The organism is Thalassobius sp. MITS945101 (assembly GCF_047123305.1).
Classification (GTDB): domain Bacteria; phylum Pseudomonadota; class Alphaproteobacteria; order Rhodobacterales; family Rhodobacteraceae; genus Thalassobius.
The window spans coordinates 4,064,699-4,082,272 of record NZ_CP138918.1 but is presented as its reverse complement, the minus strand read 5'-3'; the positions used below and the strand labels follow the sequence as shown (position 1 = coordinate 4,082,272).

Annotated in this window: 12 protein-coding genes; 5 read left to right on the top strand and 7 right to left on the bottom strand. The window is 61.2% G+C overall.

Annotated features, from left to right (window positions below):
* Window positions 1-450: 450 nt before the first annotated feature.
* Window positions 451-1,449 (bottom strand): Bug family tripartite tricarboxylate transporter substrate binding protein, encoded by a 999-nt coding sequence (locus tag SIC14_RS19950; protein WP_412563653.1) that lies wholly within the window; start codon window positions 1,447-1,449, stop codon window positions 451-453.
* 191 nt (window positions 1,450-1,640) lie between these two features.
* Here SIC14_RS19950 and SIC14_RS19945 point away from each other — a divergent pair, with 191 nt between their 5' ends.
* From SIC14_RS19945 to SIC14_RS19935, 3 genes are read left to right on the top strand one after another with little or no spacing between them, the layout of a single operon-like run.
* Window positions 1,641-2,309, top strand: a complete 669-nt coding sequence (locus tag SIC14_RS19945; RefSeq protein WP_412563652.1) for a response regulator — start codon at window positions 1,641-1,643, stop codon at window positions 2,307-2,309.
* Window positions 2,299-3,705 carry a sensor histidine kinase gene (locus SIC14_RS19940; protein WP_412563651.1) on the top strand — a complete coding sequence of 469 codons (1,407 nt, stop codon included), beginning with the start codon at window positions 2,299-2,301 and terminating at the stop codon, window positions 3,703-3,705. The genes SIC14_RS19945 and SIC14_RS19940 overlap by 11 nt, the downstream gene beginning before the upstream one ends.
* On the top strand, window positions 3,702-4,739 hold the full coding sequence (locus SIC14_RS19935; protein WP_412563650.1) for an ABC transporter substrate-binding protein: 1,038 nt from the start codon (window positions 3,702-3,704) through the stop codon (window positions 4,737-4,739). Before SIC14_RS19940 ends, SIC14_RS19935 begins: the two co-directional genes overlap by 4 nt.
* Window positions 4,740-4,748: 9 nt before the next feature.
* Here SIC14_RS19935 and SIC14_RS19930 read toward each other — a convergent pair whose 3' ends face one another.
* The gene (locus SIC14_RS19930; protein ID WP_412563649.1) at window positions 4,749-5,555 is read right to left on the bottom strand and encodes a multicopper oxidase family protein; all 807 of its coding nucleotides are present in this window, start codon (window positions 5,553-5,555) and stop codon (window positions 4,749-4,751) included.
* A complete protein-coding gene (locus tag SIC14_RS19925; protein ID WP_412563648.1) occupies window positions 5,521-6,132 on the bottom strand; it encodes a multicopper oxidase domain-containing protein in 612 nt (203 codons plus the stop codon). The genes SIC14_RS19930 and SIC14_RS19925 overlap by 35 nt, the downstream gene beginning before the upstream one ends.
* A gap of 275 nt (window positions 6,133-6,407) precedes the next feature.
* On the opposite strand from SIC14_RS19925, the gene SIC14_RS19920 reads away from it, so the two are divergent.
* The gene (locus SIC14_RS19920) at window positions 6,408-7,133 is read left to right on the top strand and encodes a trypsin-like serine peptidase (protein ID WP_412563647.1); all 726 of its coding nucleotides are present in this window, start codon (window positions 6,408-6,410) and stop codon (window positions 7,131-7,133) included.
* Window positions 7,134-7,171: 38 nt separating this feature from the next.
* Here the strand turns inward: SIC14_RS19920 and SIC14_RS19915 are convergent, their stop codons facing one another.
* From SIC14_RS19915 to SIC14_RS19900, 4 genes are all read right to left on the bottom strand, one after another.
* A complete protein-coding gene (locus SIC14_RS19915) occupies window positions 7,172-8,356 on the bottom strand; it encodes an HlyD family type I secretion periplasmic adaptor subunit (RefSeq protein ID WP_412563646.1) in 1,185 nt (394 codons plus the stop codon).
* Window positions 8,356-10,674, bottom strand: a complete 2,319-nt coding sequence (locus SIC14_RS19910) for a type I secretion system permease/ATPase (protein WP_412563645.1) — start codon at window positions 10,672-10,674, stop codon at window positions 8,356-8,358. Before SIC14_RS19910 ends, SIC14_RS19915 begins: the two co-directional genes overlap by 1 nt.
* Entirely contained in the window at window positions 10,671-12,035 is a 1,365-nt protein-coding gene (locus SIC14_RS19905; protein ID WP_412563644.1) for a TolC family protein, read from the bottom strand. Before SIC14_RS19905 ends, SIC14_RS19910 begins: the two co-directional genes overlap by 4 nt.
* A gap of 88 nt (window positions 12,036-12,123) precedes the next feature.
* Window positions 12,124-15,225, bottom strand: a complete 3,102-nt coding sequence (locus SIC14_RS19900) for an Ig-like domain-containing protein (protein ID WP_412563643.1) — start codon at window positions 15,223-15,225, stop codon at window positions 12,124-12,126.
* 538 nt (window positions 15,226-15,763) lie between these two features.
* Here SIC14_RS19900 and SIC14_RS19895 point away from each other — a divergent pair.
* Window positions 15,764-17,500, top strand: a complete 1,737-nt coding sequence (locus SIC14_RS19895) for an extracellular solute-binding protein (protein ID WP_412563642.1) — start codon at window positions 15,764-15,766, stop codon at window positions 17,498-17,500.
* Window positions 17,501-17,574 lie beyond the last annotated feature (74 nt).

The window sequence follows — 17,574 nt, the reverse complement described above, 5'->3', positions numbered from 1 at the left end:
GTTGTTTCCGCGTGCTCTTCCGTCTTGTTTTTCTTGGTCTTCACGTCTCACATCTGGCCCGTCCAACCTTCAACGTGCAGCAAAAGCCGAGCGTTGCAAGCTTGCCTGAAGCTTGTATCGGTGCGGTAAATCCAAATGTTCAAATTGTTTTATCTGTTCAAGGTGGGCCGGGGTGGGGAAGGGAGGTTACCCACCCCGGCCAAGGCGCCGTCTGCCGGGAACGGCGCCGCTTTTGTCGCGTGTGCCTGTCTTACCAGCCTGAATACGGAAGGCTGATGAGGCGACGGGACAAATGGGTGACGAAACGCGCGCTGGCTGCGGAGAGTTGCTGAAGTCGTGCAGGCCATTGTGCAGCTGGTAAATGCGCGCGGTGCGTCTTGGTTTGCTCCTTTGCCCTTTGGGGCGTCGGGATGCGGGGACTGGCTTTGGCCCCCCGCATCGGGTGTTTGGTTAGTCGATGATGCCAATCATCTGCGAAATGGTCTGGATCTGGTCGACGGACTCGGCCACGAACTCTTCAAAGTCAGCCCCCTGCAGTTCCAGCGGAGCCAGACCGTTGGCGGCCATCACCTCTTTCCAGGCGTCCGAGGCATACATGTCCGAGATTTTGGCAACCCAGGCGTTATAGGCTTCGTCGCTCATGCCTGCCGGGGCGTAGAACCCGCGCCAGTTGGCACCGACAGCGTCCACACCTTGCTCTTTGGCGGTGGGGAAATCAGCAAACTCACCGGGCAGGCGTTCATGCGACAGGATGGCCAGCACCCGGATGTCGCCTTGATCCACAAAGCGTTTGGCTTCGGACACATCACCAGTGAAGGCAATGACTTCGCCCGCCAGCAGCTGGTCTACCGCTTCGCCGCCGCCATCAAAGGCTTCGTATTGAACGTCGGCCACATCCATCATGCCGTGGGCAAACAGAGCAATCAGAACCTTCAGGTGATCCCAGCCACCGGCCGAGGAGCCGCCGCCGACTTTCACCGCGGCAGGATCGGCTTTGATCATGTCCAGCAGTTCGGGCAGGTTCTTAATCTCGCTGTCGGCTGCAACGGCGATCACGCCGTAATCCGCGCCAATTGCGCTGAGCCAGCGGACCTGATCCATGCTGTGGCCCGGATAGGCACCCTGTGCCAGACGGGTTGCCGTCGCCGAGGAGGCCGCAACGATCAGATCGCTATCGGAACCGCGGTTCGCGGCCACCTCGCCAAAGGCCAGACCGCCGCCGCCGCCGGGCATGTTTTCGACAGCCATTGGTGTATCAATCAGTCCCTGATCTTCCAATGATTTCCCCACCGCACGGCAGGTGAAATCCCAGCCGCCACCTGCGTTGGCAGGGGCGATACATTCGGGCGAGGACGGGGTGTAGGCCAGCGTCATCGTCGCAAATGTTGCAGCGCCGATCAGGGTGGCGCCAAGGGTGGGTTTTAATGTCAGGCTCTTTGCCTTGGTCATGGTAACATGCTCCTCCAGTTACTCGTAAACACCCCGCCGACAGGCAGGGTCACAGACCGCCGCAACGGGGAGGCAAGAGTTTGCACAAACCGAATCTGGCGATATGAACAATAGCTACCGCCAAAGCCTGTCGTTAACCTGTCAGCGAGGTATATCATTTTGGATCAACATCTTACGGAGAGAATCATCTGATGCGCATCTTGATTGTCGAGGATGCCACCGACATGGCCGAAGCCGTCGCCATTCGCCTTGGGCGGGTCGGCATGGCCTGTGATCTGGCCGAAACGGTGGAGGCGGCCGAGGACTTTCTGGCGGTGCAGCGCTACGATGCGATTATCCTGGATATCAACCTGCCGGACGGCTCGGGGACGGAATTGTTGGGCGCGCTGAGGCGGCGCGGGGTTGGAACGCCGGTGCTGATGCTGACGGCGTTGTTTTCGGTGGATGACCGGGTGTCCGCACTGGATCTTGGTGCCGATGACTATCTGGTGAAACCTTTTGACCAACGCGAGCTGGAGGCCAGGCTGCGGGCGCTGTTGCGCCGCGAGACGGACCAGAAAACCGAAGCACTTAATCTGGGCTCGCTAACCTATTCGCCGGCCAACCTGACCGCCACTCTCGGCCCTGATGCGCTGGAGCTTACCCGCCGCGAAGCCACTCTTCTGGGCGCGCTGATGCGCAATGCGGGGCAGGTGATCAGCAAAGAGCGGCTGTATGACAGCCTCTTTGCTTTCGAAGATGCGGACGTGGGGGTCAATGCGATCGAGTTGTACATCGCCCGATTGCGCAAGAAACTGGCGGGATCTGACGTGGCGATCGTGACCCAGCGGGGAATGGGATACCGGATCGATGGCCCGTAGCCGCCCCGTTGACAAGGCGGCGCTGCGTTCGCTGTCGTCCCGTCTTGTGATCGGGGTGCTGTCGCTGTTGCTGGTGGGGGGCATCGCGGTGGCCTTTGCCTCTTTCGCCTATGGCCGTCAGGCGGCCCGCGAAGCCTATGACAGGCTGCTCCTTGGCGCGGCAAGTGACATTGCGGATTCCGTGTCAATTGCGGATGGCGCACCGGTGGCCCAGCTGCCGGTAACAGCGTTTCAGCTGCTTGCCCTCGCCCCGGAAGACCGGATCGCCTATGCGGTCTACGGCCCCGACGGGACCCTTCTGACGGGCCATGATTTTATCACCCTGCCGCTGGGGGAGGGAACTGCACGCCGTGACCGTGGTCCGATGTTCTTTGAGGCCGAAATGCAGGGAGAAATTGGTCGCTTTGTCACCGTGTCCCGCCCCTTTGCCGAACGCGATTTTGCCGGGGAGGTCTATGTCACCGTGGGCCAAACCCAAAGGGCGCGCAACGACATGGCGCTGAGCCTGACCCGCAACGCGCTGCTGGTGGCTGTTCTGGCCGGTGCGGCCCTGATGATCCTGGCGCTTCTGGTGATCCGCTCTGCCATGCGGCCGCTGAACCAATTGGCCGAGGGGCTGCTGGATCGCGATCCCTACGACCTGACCCCGATGGACAGTGCGGTGCCCGCCGAAATTGCTGGTATGATCCGCGCGATGAACCGCTTTATGTGGCGGTTGGACCGGCAGGTGGGGGCGATGCGCAACCTGATCTCCGATACGGCGCATCAGCTGCGCACCCCGGTGGCGGCCATTCGGGCGCAGGTGGAACTGGCCATAGAAGAAGATGACCCGAAAACACGCGCCCAGATGCTGGACCGGCTGTCCCGCCGCAGTCAGTCGCTTGGCGCCTTGCTGGACCAGATGCTGAGCCGTGCCCTGGTCATTCACCGCACCGACAGCGCCCCGCGCAATCCGGTGGATCTGCGCGACATTGCGCTTGAAGTCTTTGAGGCAGGCGACCACGAACTTCTGATGCCGGGCAGTGAGGTGGAACTGGTCATCGGGCCGGATCCGGTAGTGGTTTTGGCGGATGAAATGTCGCTGACAGAGGCGGTGCGCAACATGTTCAACAACGCTCTGCGCCACGGCATTGCGCCGATGCGGATCGGGGCGGAACGGGTGGACAATGACGCGGTGATCTGGGTCGAAGACGCCGGGTCTGGCCCCAGCAAAGAGGTGCTTTCGCGCATGGGCAAACGGTTTGAACGCAACGCTGCCTCCAAAGGGAAAAGCGCCGGTCTGGGTCTGTCCATTGTGCAGGCGGTGGCCGAAGCCTTTGAAGGGCGCGTGACCATGGGGGCAGGGGAAAATGGCTTCCGGGTCAGCCTGTATTTGCCGCAGGAGGAAGACGTATGAGGGGTTTGCTGAAATCATGTGCCGTGATTGGGGCAATGCTCTCTGCACCGCTGGCAGCTCCCGTTACGGCGCAAGAGGCAGTGATGGAGTTTGGCCTGCCAGAGGCGCGCCAGATCGTGCTGCGCTCGACCACAGATATCGCCGTGCTGCGGCCCGCGATGGAACTGTTTGTGCGGGAAAATCCCGATATTTCGGTTCTCTACGAACAATGGGGGTCCAACGATCTCTATTTCCTGTCGCAGCTGGAATGCGCCGATGGCGAAAGCAGGGCGGACGCTGTCCTGTCCTCGGGGGTGCATCAGATGGTGGATCTGGTGAACGCCCATTGCGCCACGCCTTACAGTTCCTCACTGACAGAGGCGCTGCCCGCGGATCTCATCTGGCGCAATGAGGTCTGGGGCGTCACCCGAGAGGCGGCGGTGATTGTCTACAACACCGAACGTGTCGCCGAGGAAGATGTGCCCCGCAGCCGGTTCGGCCTGTTGGATCTGATGCGCCGGGACACGCCGCACACCGGCAAGATCGCCACCTATGACATCGAAGCCTCGGGGCTGGGCTATCTGTTTGCCTTTTCTGATTCACTGGAAGCGTCGACCTTTGGTGCGATGCTGGAAGGTTTCGCGCGGGTGGATGCGGTGGCAACCTGTTGTTCGGCCACGATTATCGAAGGTGTCAGTTCCGGCCGGTATCACATGGCCTACAATGTGCTGGGCTCTTATGCGGGCACTGTGGGGCTCGACAACCTCGCAATTGTGCGGCCCGAAGACTATACCCTCTACCTGTCCCGCGCATTCCTGATCCCGCGCACCGCTCCCAGCAAACCCGAAGCGGGCCGTCTGCTGGACTTTTTCCTGTCGGCGCAGGGGCGCGCAGCTTTGGAAAAGATCGGTCTTTGGGATGAGGGCAGCGGTGAGGTCAGCGCCTCTCGAGGCATCGGGATTGATCCAACCCTGCTGATTGCGCTGGATCAGCAGCGGCGTACCCGGTTTATCAGCCAATGGCGCGCCACCTTTGGCCCCAAAGCCTCGCCCTGATTGACAGCCCTAGCCGACGTCGATCCAACTGCTCATGCCCGAAGCCGCATGGCCCAGCATATGGCAATGGAACAGCCATTTGCCGGGGTTGTCGGCAACAAAGGCAACCTCGCGGATCTCACCGCGCTCAACCAACAGCGTGTCCCGCATCGGGCCATAGCCCGTTGCCAGCACTTCGCGGAAATGCATCCCATGCAGATGCATTGCATGGGCAAAGGCAGTTTGATTGTTGATCCGCACCTTCACAGCCTCCCCCAGAGAGGCGCGTGTCAACGGTGAATCGGTCCGCCCAGAGGTGCCGTTGAAGGCCCAGAACTGCCCCTGTTGCACCAGTTCACGCATGCCCAGTGCCTGTCCCTGATAGGTTGCTCCGGCCATGCCGCCCATTGCACCGCCTTCCATCAACAATTCCACCGGCCGCGCGTCGTTCAGCCCGCTTGTTGCCATGTTCGGGTTTGGTGGCAGGGCAATGGGGGCAGGGCGTCGTGTAGCAGTTGCCTGTCCCCGCACAGGAAAGGCCACCTGCACCCAGCCTTCGCCATTGGGTTCGGTCCGCACCAGTAGCGCCTCTTCTTCGGCGGTCACATCCACAATCAGATCGACGCGCTGGCCGGGGGCTAGGGTCAGGGTTCCAGCCACTTCTGGTTGGGCCAGGGGCATCCCGTCCAGCGCCATCACCCAGCCCTCAAGGTCCTGCAGCGCCAGCGTAAAGATCCGTGCGTTGGCGACATTCATCAGACGCAGCCGCAGCCGCTCGTTGCGTTTCACCGGCATCACCGCATCATATTGCCCGTTGCAGGTGGCTGATGTTGCCATAGCGGCCTGCGTGGCTCAGGTCATGGCGGTTGTCGAAATCCGCCATGATCTGGGCATCCTCGGGGTTAAGCCGCCAGTCGTCCAGCACCAGAACCTCGTCACGGTCGACCTCTGGCGCTTCGTCCTCTTCCACGATCAAGGCACCGTGTAGCCCGCGCCCGACCTGTTCCGGGCTGGCCCAATGGGCGTGATACCAGTAGCTACCTGCATCGGGCAGTGCGAAGTCATAATCAAAGTGGCCCCCGGGCGGCACCGCCGCCTGTGTCAACCCCGGCACCCCATCCATTGCATTGTCGATCCGGATCCCATGCCAGTGGATGCTGGTGGGCTGCTCCAGCGCATTAACCAGCCTGCGCTGCAACCTTTCGCCCTGCTGGAACCGCAAGACAGGTCCGGGGGCCAGACCGTCGTAGCCCCAGACTTCGGTCATGGGATAATCGGCGGGGGCCAGTTGCACCTTGCCGCTGCGCGCCGTGATTTCGGTTAGATCAGCCTTTGCAAAACTGGGCAGCCCCTGGCCCAGAAGCGCAGAGGCCATTGCGGACCGGGTGACAAACTGACGGCGGGTGAGGGGCATCGGGCGCTTCCTTAACGAAATTCACATTCTTGCCGCTGATCCTAACGGCCTGCATCGGAAAGTCAGCCAGCCAAGGGGTCACATCCAGGTGAATTGCGCCGTTAAGGAGGCAAGGGCGGTCCCTTGTGCCGCATTCACGGGGCATCGCGGCAGCAATGTGGCGCTTTGTGGCCGCGGCGGGGCCAAGGGCCGTCAGCGTCGCGAAATGACGCAACTGTGGCCCCATTCTCGCCATCTGGCGCGGGCTGAGTGAAGCCAAGAGAGTAGGAGAGAACATGCGGCTAGCGAAATTTTGCCTTGCCTTGGCACTGACCCTGGGGATCGCGCCAAAAACCGGACCCGCCACTGCCAATGGCACCTGGCGCGGTGTTGAAAACATCGCCGGCTGGGAAGCCGTGGGGCGGTTGACCATTTCTGGCAAAACCATGTGTACGGGTGCCTTGGTGGCGCCGGATCTGGTGCTGACGGCGGCGCATTGCCTCTATAACCCCATGACTGGCAAAAAAGTGCGTGCGGACCGCATCACCTTCCAGGCAGGTTTGCAAAATGGCAAAGCCAAGGCTGAACGCGCCGTGGTCTCTGCCGCAGCCCATCCGCAATATCGCCACCGCACCCAGAAGGGCGCAGCCCAGGTGGGCCATGATCTGGCGCTGTTGCGTCTGTCCAGTCCCATCGCATCGGATCAGGTGGTGCCGCTGGCCTTTGAAGACCGCCCGGAAAAGGGCGATATCCTCAGCGTCATCGCCTATACCGTTGGCAATCGCCACGATCCGCAGATGGCCTACCCCTGTCAGGTGGTGGCTCGCAAAAAGGCCACGCTGGTGATGAACTGCGAGGTGGATTTCGGGGCCTCAGGCGCGCCGGTCTTTGCCCTGCAGCATGGCCAACGCCCCTATCTGGTCTCGGTGATTTCAGCCAAGGCGGAAATGGCGGGCCAGGACGTGTCGGTTGGCACCTCGCTGGACCCTTCAGTGCTGCAACTGTTGGTCAGCAACAGCTGACCCGCAGAGCGGCCTGGCAATCCTCTTCTGATAACCCTCTAAGGCTCGCGGAAGGCTTCGCGGGACTTGTAAAGCGGCTTCAAAAGGTATTGCAGAACAGTTTTCTCGCCGGTGTGCAACTCCACCTGCGCCCGCATCCCCGGCCGGATCTCAATCGCCTTCTGGCGTTCCGTCAGGTTGGCGCTGTCGACGCTGACAGAGACCCGATAAAACGGCTCCGCCCGCGGATCACGTTCATCTTCGAAGGTATCGGCGGAAATTAGATCCACTTCACCCTTCAGCGTGCCATAAATCGTATAATCGTAGGCGGTCAGCTTGATCGAGGCCGCCTGACCCCGCTCCACCGAGGCAATGTTTTCCGGCCGCACACGGGCCTCTACGAACAGCTCTTCGCCCAGGGGGATGATCTCGAAAATCTCTTCGCCGGGACGCACAACGCCGCCTATGGTGGTGACCGACAGGTTGTTCACAATGCCGCGCATCGGGGCGGTGATCACAGTGCGGTTCAGCTGATCCTGCGCCAGCCGCATTTCCTGCCGCAGCGAGCTGATGTCTTTCAAGGTCTGGGAGTATTCCTCAGCCTGTTCCAACTCGGCGGCGGTGTTGATCTCAGTGTAGCGGATTTCAGCCTCGGAGGCGGATTTGCGGGCTTTGTTCACCTCAATCAGTGCCACAAACTCTTTCTTGTAGAGCCGCTCCATATTCGCCAGTTCGGACTTGGCCTGTTCCAGCACCACCAAAGCCCCTTCGCGGCGGGAATCCAGATCTGTCTGGCGCGCTTTCAACAGGGCGCGTTCCGAGGTCAGAATGGTCGCTGAGCGCTGCGCCAGTGCCTCGGGCACCGAAAACTCATAAGCACCTGCAATCTCTGCTTCCAGACGTAACCGTTTGATTTCCAAGGAGTCGATCTGGTCCTGCAGGTCGTCAAAGGCGGTGCGGAACTTGGTGTCCTGCAGGGTGGCCAGCACTTGGCCGGACTCGACAAGGTCACCTTGTTTCACCGCCAGATCCGACAGGATCCCGCCTTCCAGGTTTTGAATGATCTGCGACCGCGAGGACGAAACAACTTCGCCCTCGGACCGCACAATCTCATCCACCACGGCAAAAGCGGACCAGCTGATAAACAGCGCCAGCGCCAGCGCCACCAGCCGGATTGTCAGCCGTGACAGGCGGTTGTGGTCGTCAAAGCCTTCGTCAAAGTCGCTGTTGCTGACACCCGCCATCAGCCGCGCTCCCCGCTGGCAAGATGGGCCAGCACCTGTTCGCGCGGCCCATCCACCACAAGACGCCCGGCCTGCAGGATCAAGGTGCGGTTCGACAGCGCCAGAATTGGAGTGCGATGCGTGGCGATCAGCGCGGTGCGGCCTTTCAGCCAGTTTTCCAAGCGGCTGACCAGCGTGCGCTCCAACGTCTGATCCAGCGCCGCAGTGGGTTCATCCAGCAGCACAACCGAGGGGTTCTGCAACCACAGCCGCGCCCAGCCAATCGACTGACGCTGTCCGATGGACAGGCCTTCGCCGCCATCGCGAATTTGCAGGTCCAGCCCCTGCGGGTGACCGCGCAGGAACGGGCCAAGACCGGCAAACTCCAGCGCCTGCATCAGGCGGTCATCGTCCCGTTCCAGCTGGTTCAGGTTCAGGTTGTCGCGCAGTGACCCGGCAAAGAGCCGCACGTCTTGTGACAGGTAGCCGATGCCGCGACGCAGGTCGCGTGGGTCGATCTGGGCCATGTCGGTGCCGTCTAGCAAAACACGACCCTTCGTTGGCGCATAAAGCCCCGAGAGCATTTTCAGCAAAGTCGATTTGCCCGACCCGTTTGCGCCCAAAATGGTGACGCGCTGACCGGGTTTGATCACCACTGCAGGCACATCCAGCGTGGCGGGACCGTCCTCGTCATAGGTGAAGTGGACCTCGCGCAGTTCAAACTGGCCTTGGAATTTCTCGCGCCGCAGATAGCGCCGTTCGCTGTCCCGTTCCTGCGGGGCCAGCGCAATGGTGTCGAGGCTTTCCAGCGCCGCTTTCACATTGCTCCAGCGAGCCAAAGTGCCGGCAAACTGAGTCAGCGGCGCCAATGTGCGGCTGGTCAGGATGCCGGTAGCGATGATGGTGCCGACGGTGAATTGACCTGCAAAAACAAGGTAGGTGCCGATCACAACGGTGGCGATATAGGTGGTCTGTTGCACCCCTTGCGACCAATAGGTCAGGGTCGAGGACAGGCGACGCTGCTCCGCCGATGCATGGGAAGAGACCGCGTTCAGCTCATCCCAGAGCCGCAGGATCCGGTCCTCGCCACGTTGGGTTTTCACCGTGTCTAACTCGCTCACCACCTCTTGCAGCAGACGGCCGGCTTTGGCCGAGGCGCCCTGCGTCTGGCGGGTCAGGGCGATCATCCGTTTCTGCAGCACATAGGCGGGCAGCACCATCAACAGGCCGCCCAGCACCAGCACCCAGACCATATTGCCCGCGATTGAGGCCACCAGCGCCAGGAACAGCAGGATAAAAGGCATATCCGCCAGCACAGCGATGGTGGAAGAGGTGAAAAACTCGCGCACAGAGCCGAAATCGCGCATCGCGGCAAAAAGGTCGGAGGGTGGCAATGCCCGTTGGTCTGACCGCATCCCCAAGAGGCGGCGCATCAGCATATTCTGGATCGACAGCTCCATCCGTCGCCCCGCCGCGTCGGACAGGCGCGCGCGGGCCAGCTTCAACAGGCCCTCTAGGCCGATCGCCATAATTGCGCCAATCGCCAGCACCCAAAGCGTTGCTTCGGATTGATGTGGGATCACCCGGTCGTAGACCTGCAGTGAAAACAGCGCCACGGCCACGGCCAGCACATTGGCCACCAAAGAGCCCAGCATGATCTCACTGATATGGCGGCGGAATTTCGGGAACTCACCCCAGAACCAATGGCCCTTGGACAGCTGTGGCACATGGCGTTCGGCCATCTGGCGCAGGCTGGTTTTGGCGCTCAGCAGGTTGCCGGTGAAATGCGGGGTGAAGTCTGCCAGAGGCACCTCGGCGCGGTTGTCAGGACAGGTGGTGTCATAAATCGTCAATACCTCACCGTCCTGCGACAGAACGAGGATCGACTGTCCATTGCGCATTTCGGCAATGGCAGGCCATTTGTCGGCGGCCGGCGTGATCCGCTGGCTGAGTTTCGGTGTAATCCCTGCGTGTTGCAGTGCTTTGGACAGTGCCTTCAGCGACACATCACCGGGGGACTGGGTCCACATGAACTCGGCCACATCGGTCAGCGGCACTTCGGCCCCGTTGAGGCCCGCCAGCGTCGCCACCAGCGAGGCGCGGTGCTGGATGCGTTTGGCGGTGCCTTCGATCAGCGACTGGATTTCCGGCGCGGCTGTTTCGTTCTGTTGCGTTTGGGTCGGTTGGGGTGCGGGTTGCGGTGTAATCGCGGCAGGTGCGGGGGGCGAGGAGGGCTGAGGAGGAGGCGCAGCAGGGCCGTTGCCCTGCGTGTTGGCGGGCTTGGCGACCTTGGCTGCGGCCGGGTTGATCGACAGGATGACCGGGCCCTTTTGCGTCAAATCGCGCCCCCGTCGGCCAGCACACCCAGATCACGGGCCATCTCCAGCTGCACCAGAATGACCTCATATTTGGCGTCCAACCGTTCCATCTCGCGGCGGGTCAGCTGTTCGTAGATATTGACCACTTCCAGTACCGAGCGCTGGCCGGCCTTGAACTGCGCCTGAAACAGTTTGAAGGTCTCACGGCTTTCGCGCACCAGTTTGGCAGTTTCGCGCTCCTGCCGCTGCAGCGAAATCAGACGTTGTTCCAGACGAGACCTGTTGCGGCGGGCTTTCTCTTCGGCTTCCACCACATTTTCGCGGGCAGTTTCCTTGCTATTCTCAATCGCCTTCAGCCGTGCACCGGTGCCAAAACCAATGCCATTGCTGGTGCCCGCATTCAGCGCACCAGTGGTGCCGTCACGGTTCAACGTGCCCGAGGCCGTCAGGCCCGGCAGCTGGCCAGCACGTTCGGCGGTGGCCTGCGCTACGATGCGCCGCGCCTCGGCTTCGGCTTTCAACACCGATAGCGGCTCAACCCCGTCGGGGGCGTAGCGTTTCAATGGGGCCACGTTGGCCTTGGGCAGATCCATGCCAGTCATCGCATGCAGCTCTGCGCGGGCGGTGTTGGCTTCTTCCATTGCGATGTCGCGGCTGGCGCGCAGGTCCAGGATCTTACCCTCGACCATGCGCTGATCGCCCTTGTCGGACACCCCCCCGGCCACGCGGCCATCAACGATGCGCTGGAAGGCTTTCATCTGGCCAATGGCTTTGGTGCCGGTAGCGGATTTTTCTTGCCCGCGCAGCCCGGTCAGGTAGAGCGCCAGGGCGCTGTAAACACGGTCGTTCTGATCCTGCGAAAGGGTGACGGCGGCAACTTCAACATCCGCGGCGGCATAGGCCCGTTCGGCTTCGCGTTTGCCGTTGTCATAAAGCACCTGATCGACCACCAGAGAGGCCAGAGTTTCACCCAAAGAGGTCAGCGACACGGTGGGTTTCAGCTGCGGCAGCCAGTTCTTGTTTTCCGCTTCGGCCCGCAGTTTTGCGCTGCGCAGCTCGGCTTCAGCAGCACGGCTGCCCGCCGCCAGTGCGGCGGTGGCAACACGGTCATACATGCCGTCCTCCGGCAGGACTGAGCGGCGCGCCACCAATGTGTCCAGCACCTCGGATTCACCATCCGCTGCCGTGGGGCCAAAGTCGAAGATCTTGTTGCGTTTTTTCTGCCCGGTACCCGACGTGCGCAGCGGTTGCTCCGCAGGCTCCACCTCGCCGCCTGCCAGATGGGGCGGGGTGAAATTCAAACCGCCCCCAAGCCCGCCAGACATACAGCCAGCCAGCAGGGTTGTCGCGCAGAGGAGGGAAATGGCCTTCTTCGGGAACACCCGGGTCTCCTGTCGATCTTTACGGTCTTGCCGCGGGCGGGGGCGCCCAGGGGGCAGGGCAGGGGCAGCGCACCGCCCCTGCGGTCTCTTAGATGATGACGTTGATGTCTTGATCGATCACCAGCGTCACACCATCGTCGCCGATGGTGTAGACATCGTAGGCCTCGCCCTCGATGGTCTCGGTCTGGCCGGTTTTCACCGCGCCGCTCACCGTGACCTGATCGTCCGCGCCGCCATGGATGGTCAGCGTGTCCGACGTGTCCGAAAGATCGCGGATCTGGGATTCGGTCAGGGTAAGCGAAGTGTCCGAGGCGTAGTCCAGCTCCAAGGCTTCGATCTGGAAGTTGCCTGTCTGGGCATGATCCAATGTGCCTGCGTTGGTGGCATTGTCATCCAGCACGATCATCGTGTCGGATACGTTGCCCGCATCATCCTGCGCCGAAACCACCAGATGGGTGCCGTCCGACACTGCCGGGTTGAAGGCAAACATGGTTTCCGAAGCGCCCAGCGGGATCTCGGTCGGCGACAGTTCCGTGCTGCTGCCGTTTGCATTGAGGGCCGTGACCTCATAGCTGTCGCCATTGGTCTGCAGCGAAATGGCGCTGACGGCATCATCCGCGAAGGTGACGCTTTCCACAACGGGGTTGGCCACTTCGGTGTCGACAAAGAAGTCGATCGAAGAGCTGGCGGTGTTGCCCACTGCATCCACCGTGCTGACGGTGGCGGTGGTCTGATATTCCCCCCGCGGCAGCGCGCCGGGCTCGTAGGTTACCGACCAGTTGCCCGAGGCGTCCGCCGTGGTGGTGCGGCTGACACCTTCCACCTCAACGGTGACGGTGGCGCCGGGTTCTGCGGTGCCGTCCAGCACCAGACCCTGCTGCATTTCCGCTGCGTTGACAAAGTCATCGCCGCCGATGGTGGCGGGCTGCACTTCGATAGTGGCGGCGGTGGTGGTGTCCACGGTGATCACATGGCTGGCCTGATCGACGTTGCCGGCCGCATCGGTGACGGTGGCGGTGACGGTGGCGTCATATTCGCCGTTGCGGATTTCACCCGCGCTGTAGGTCACGGACCAGGTGCCGTCATTGCCAACGGTGGCGGTTTTGGTGACGCCATCAAAGACCAGCGACAGGGTTGCCCCCGCTTCGCCGGTGCCGGTCAGGGTCAGGCCGCCCGCCGCTTCCGAGGCGTTCAGGATATCGTCGCCGCCCGCCTGATTGGCATTGATCGCGACACCGATTTCAGTGTCGACATTGACGGTGGAACGGGTGGTAGCGCTGTTGCCGGCCAGATCGGTCGCAGTGACCGAAAGCGCCGCCTGATAGGTGCCTTCCGGGATGTCGGCGGCGGTGAAGACCGCGCTCCAACTGCCGTCACTGCCTGCGGTGACCAGACGGGTCGCGCCGTGCAGCGTGACCTCAACCTGAGCGCCCGCCTCAGCGGTGCCGTTGATCAAAACACCGCCGGATTGTTCCGCTGCATTGACCATGTTGTCGCCGGACACCGGGCTTTCCAGCCCGACCAGCGTGCTGGTGTCGACCCGCAGAACTGAGGACGTCGTGGTGGTGTTGCCCACTTGATCGGTCGCCGAGACATTTACGGAGGCGTCATATTCGCCCGCCGGAATTTCCGCGGCCACAAAGGTTGCTGACCAGTTGCCCGAGGCATCGGCGGTCACGGTGCGCACCGCGCCCATCATTTCCACAACTACGGTGGAGCCTGCTTCGGCAGTGCCGGTAAGGTTCAGGCCTTGGGCGGCTTCGGTCTCATTCAACAGGTTGTCGCCTGAAATCGGCGTGTCGAGGGTGACGTTGCCTTCGGTGTCGATGTGCAGCGTGTAATCGGTGACGGTGCTGTTGCCCGCCGCATCAGTGGCGGTCAGGGTGACAGCGCTGTCATAAGTGCCCGTCGCGATCTGGGCGGCCGAGAAGTCTAGCGACCAGCTGCCATCGGCGTTCACGGCAACGCTTTGGCTTTGGCCCTGAAACTCCAGCGTCAGGGTCGAGCCGGGTTCGGCATAGCCGGTCAGGGTGACCCCATCAGAAGCTTCGGAAGCATTGATGATATTGTCGCCTTCCACGGTGTTCATATTGACCACGGGGGCGACGGTATCGACCTGAATTTCATCGGTCACGGTGGTGACGTTGCCACGCAGATCGGTGGCGGTGATGGTGACACCGGTGGTGTATTCGCCTTCGATCAGTACGGAACGCTCGAAGTTGACACTCCAGGTGCCGCCTTCGGAGATGGTGGTGGTCTGGGTGGTGCCGTTGACCTCTACCGTGATGGTGGCGCCAGCTTCGCCGGTGCCCGAGATCACATGGCCGTCGTCGTGCTCTTCCGCGTTGACGATTTCACCAACGGAAACAGTGCCTTCGCCGACCGCAACCAGCGGCGGCGTGGTGTCGATGTCCAGCGCGGGGCCGTCCAGCGTGTATTCTGTGTCGTCCGGGGCCACCACGGTCACAACGCTTTCGTAAACGCCGTCGTCTGGCAGGTCGCCCGGCTCAAAGACAACTTCCCAAGTGCCATCATCGCCGACGGTGGTGACCTGGGTTGAGGTGCCGACCGCAACCGTTACGCTCGAACCAGCCTCACCGGTGCCGGTGATGGTCACCGGGGTGGGGGCCGGGCCGCCGGTTTCATAGGTGCCGTCTGGGTTGTCGACAGTTGGGGTGATCACCCCGCCACCGCCGCCGCCACCCAGCAGATCATCCGCAATCACCGCGCCGCCCAGAACGGCCGCGCCGGTGGCAACGCCGCCCAGACCCAGTGCGGGTGCAATCAGCGGCGCCACAACAGGTTCAACCCGTTCCAGATCCAGGAACACCAACTCGTCGTAAGCGCTCCACTTGCCGCTGGTGTCCACCGGATTGTAGGTCGCCAGATACTGGTCGCCCATCTGGCCGCCCAGTTCGACGTGGTGGATTTCACCATTGGAGGACAGGAACAGCTCGGGGTCGCGACTGTCTTCGAAGAAATAGCCCTGCACCGTGATCTTCTGACCCGAGGCAAGCTCGACAATCAAATCGTTGCCGGATTGGGTGTAACCAATCACATCCTGAGGGGCGAGGTTCAGCGAAATCTGCGAACCGGTGAAGAAAGGAATAATGAGACCGTCGGTGTCATGGGCTTGACCATGAGTCACGGTCCCGGCCGCACTGCGGACGGAAAAATTAACTGTACTCATCAGCTTACTGCTCTCTCAAAGGTAGGGCTTGTGCCCATTATCTAGATTGATACTGGCATACTATAGGGCATGCGGCCAAGGCTAGTGGTTTTTGTTGAAAATAAGGCAAAATGTGGTTTTTCGTGCGTTAAAGCCACAGTGCTTGCGGGTAATCCTATGGGATTGCTGCGCAAAATATTCTGCTGTACTGTCATTTTTTCGACACCCTGTCAGATGTTGCAAGGAATTGGTTGCGAATCCATCAGACCAATGAGGCCGGGAAAAGGGGAAATTTCGCCTTCTGATCCCAATTACGTTGCGAGAACTTTCGGGGCAGGGCGGGAATTGGTGCATCTGAGGGTTGCTTTTTCAACAGGTCTTCCGTCATGATGAAGCCGCGTAAAATAAGGCGTTTTCGTCAAAAATTGCGCAATCCGGACGTGCTTCTTCTGGTCCGATGATTGATCTACTAATAAATTAGTTGACGGGTTTGCCCACGTCTGTAAACGTAAAGGACATCCGGCGGGGAGCCGGTAATTTACACATTTGGGAGGATAAGATGCGCAAGTATCTTTTGTCCGCAGTGGCTGCTGTTGCAGTGATTGCGGGAACACATCCGCTGTATGCTGACGAAGCCGCGGCTAAGCGGTGGATCGACGCTGAATTCCAGCCGTCGGCACTCAGCAAAGACGAGCAGATGAGCGAAATGCAGTGGTTTATCCAAGCCGCTCAGCCCTTCTCGGGCATGGAAATCAACGTGTTGTCCGAAGGCATTCCGACCCACGGCTATGAAGCCGAGGTTCTGACCAAAGCCTTCGAGGAAATCACCGGCATCAAGGTGAACCACCAGATCCTCGGTGAGGGCGAAGTGGTGCAGGCGGTGCAGACCCAGATGCAGACCAAGCGGAACCTCTATGACGGCTACGTCAATGACTCCGACCTGATCGGCACCCACTCGCGTCTGCAGCTGGCCTATAACCTGACCGATCAGATGGCAGGGGATTGGGCGGCGACCACCAGCCCGACGCTGGATCTGGATGACTTCATGGGCACGCAGTTCACCACCGGTCCCGATGGCGACCTCTACCAGCTGCCCGACCAGCAGTTTGCCAACCTCTACTGGTTCCGCAAAGACTGGTTCGACCGCGCAGACCTGCAGGAAGCCTTCAAAGCCAAATATGGCTACGATCTGGGTGTTCCGGTCAACTGGTCGGCCTACGAAGACATCGCCGAGTTCTTCTCGAAGGATGTGAAAGAAATCGACGGTGTGGCGATCTATGGCCACATGGACTACGGCAAACGCGCGCCTGATCTGGGCTGGCGGATGACCGATGCCTGGCTGTCGATGGCTGGCGCGGGTTCCAAAGGGGAACCAAACGGTGTGCCGATCGACGAATGGGGCATCCGGATGGAAGCCGGTTCCTGTAACCCAGCCGGTGCCTCGGTGACCCGGGGTGGCGCTGCCAACGGTCCTGCAGCGGTCTATGCGATCCGCAAATGGGACGAATGGCTGCGCAACTACGCACCGCCCGGTGCGGCGTCCTTTGACTTCTACCAGTCGCTGCCGGCGCTGAGCCAGGGCAACGTGGCCCAGCAGATCTTCTGGTACACCGCCTTCACCGCCGACATGGTGAAGCCGCAGTCGGAAGGCAACAACACCGTGGATGAAAGCGGCACCCCGCTGTGGCGCATGGCCCCCAGCCCGCATGGTCCTTACTGGGAAGAAGGTCAGAAGGTTGGCTATCAGGACGTTGGCTCCTGGACCTTCCTGAAGTCGACTCCCTCGGAGCGTGCTCAGGCCGCTTGGCTCTACGCTCAGTTCGTGACCTCGAAAACGGTTGATGTGAAGAAATCCCACGTGGGTCTGACCTTCACCCGTGACAGCTCGGTGAACCACGCAAGCTTCACCGAACGGGCACCGAAACTGGGTGGTCTGGTAGAATTCTACCGTTCGCCTGATCGTGTGGCCTGGTCGCCGACCGGTGTGAACGTGCCGGATTATCCGAAGCTGGCCCAGATCTGGTGGCAGCAGATCGGTGACGTGAACTCGGGGGCCTTTACCCCGCAGGAAGCAATGGACCGTCTGGCCGAGGAAATGGACATCACCATGGCCCGAATGCAGCGTGCGGACGAAGCACAGAGCATTTATGGCGGCTGTGGTCCGCGTCTGAACGAAGAAAAAGACGCGGAGTGGTGGTTCGCCAACGGTGGCGCCAAGCCGAAGTTGGACAACGAAAAGCCGCAGGGCCAGACCGTCAACTATGACGCACTGGTGGCGCGCTGGAACGCCAACTAACCCTCGGCGTCTGACCCACGCTCCCCGTGGTCGACGCAGGCTGGGGCCTCGTGCCCCAGCCACTTGCCGCCTTA

Coding starts and splice junctions, on each gene's coding strand:
- SIC14_RS19950 (WP_412563653.1), bottom strand. CDS start 1,449: ATGACCAAGGCAAAGAGCCTGACATTAAAACCCACCCTTGGCGCCACC.
- SIC14_RS19940 (WP_412563651.1), top strand. CDS start 2,299: ATGGCCCGTAGCCGCCCCGTTGACAAGGCGGCGCTGCGTTCGCTGTCG.
- SIC14_RS19930 (WP_412563649.1), bottom strand. CDS start 5,555: ATGGCAACATCAGCCACCTGCAACGGGCAATATGATGCGGTGATGCCG.
- SIC14_RS19925 (WP_412563648.1), bottom strand. CDS start 6,132: ATGCCCCTCACCCGCCGTCAGTTTGTCACCCGGTCCGCAATGGCCTCT.
- SIC14_RS19895 (WP_412563642.1), top strand. CDS start 15,764: ATGCGCAAGTATCTTTTGTCCGCAGTGGCTGCTGTTGCAGTGATTGCG.
- SIC14_RS19915 (WP_412563646.1), bottom strand. CDS start 8,356: ATGGCGGGTGTCAGCAACAGCGACTTTGACGAAGGCTTTGACGACCAC.
- SIC14_RS19920 (WP_412563647.1), top strand. CDS start 6,408: ATGCGGCTAGCGAAATTTTGCCTTGCCTTGGCACTGACCCTGGGGATC.
- SIC14_RS19945 (WP_412563652.1), top strand. CDS start 1,641: ATGCGCATCTTGATTGTCGAGGATGCCACCGACATGGCCGAAGCCGTC.
- SIC14_RS19935 (WP_412563650.1), top strand. CDS start 3,702: ATGAGGGGTTTGCTGAAATCATGTGCCGTGATTGGGGCAATGCTCTCT.
- SIC14_RS19900 (WP_412563643.1), bottom strand. CDS start 15,225: ATGAGTACAGTTAATTTTTCCGTCCGCAGTGCGGCCGGGACCGTGACT.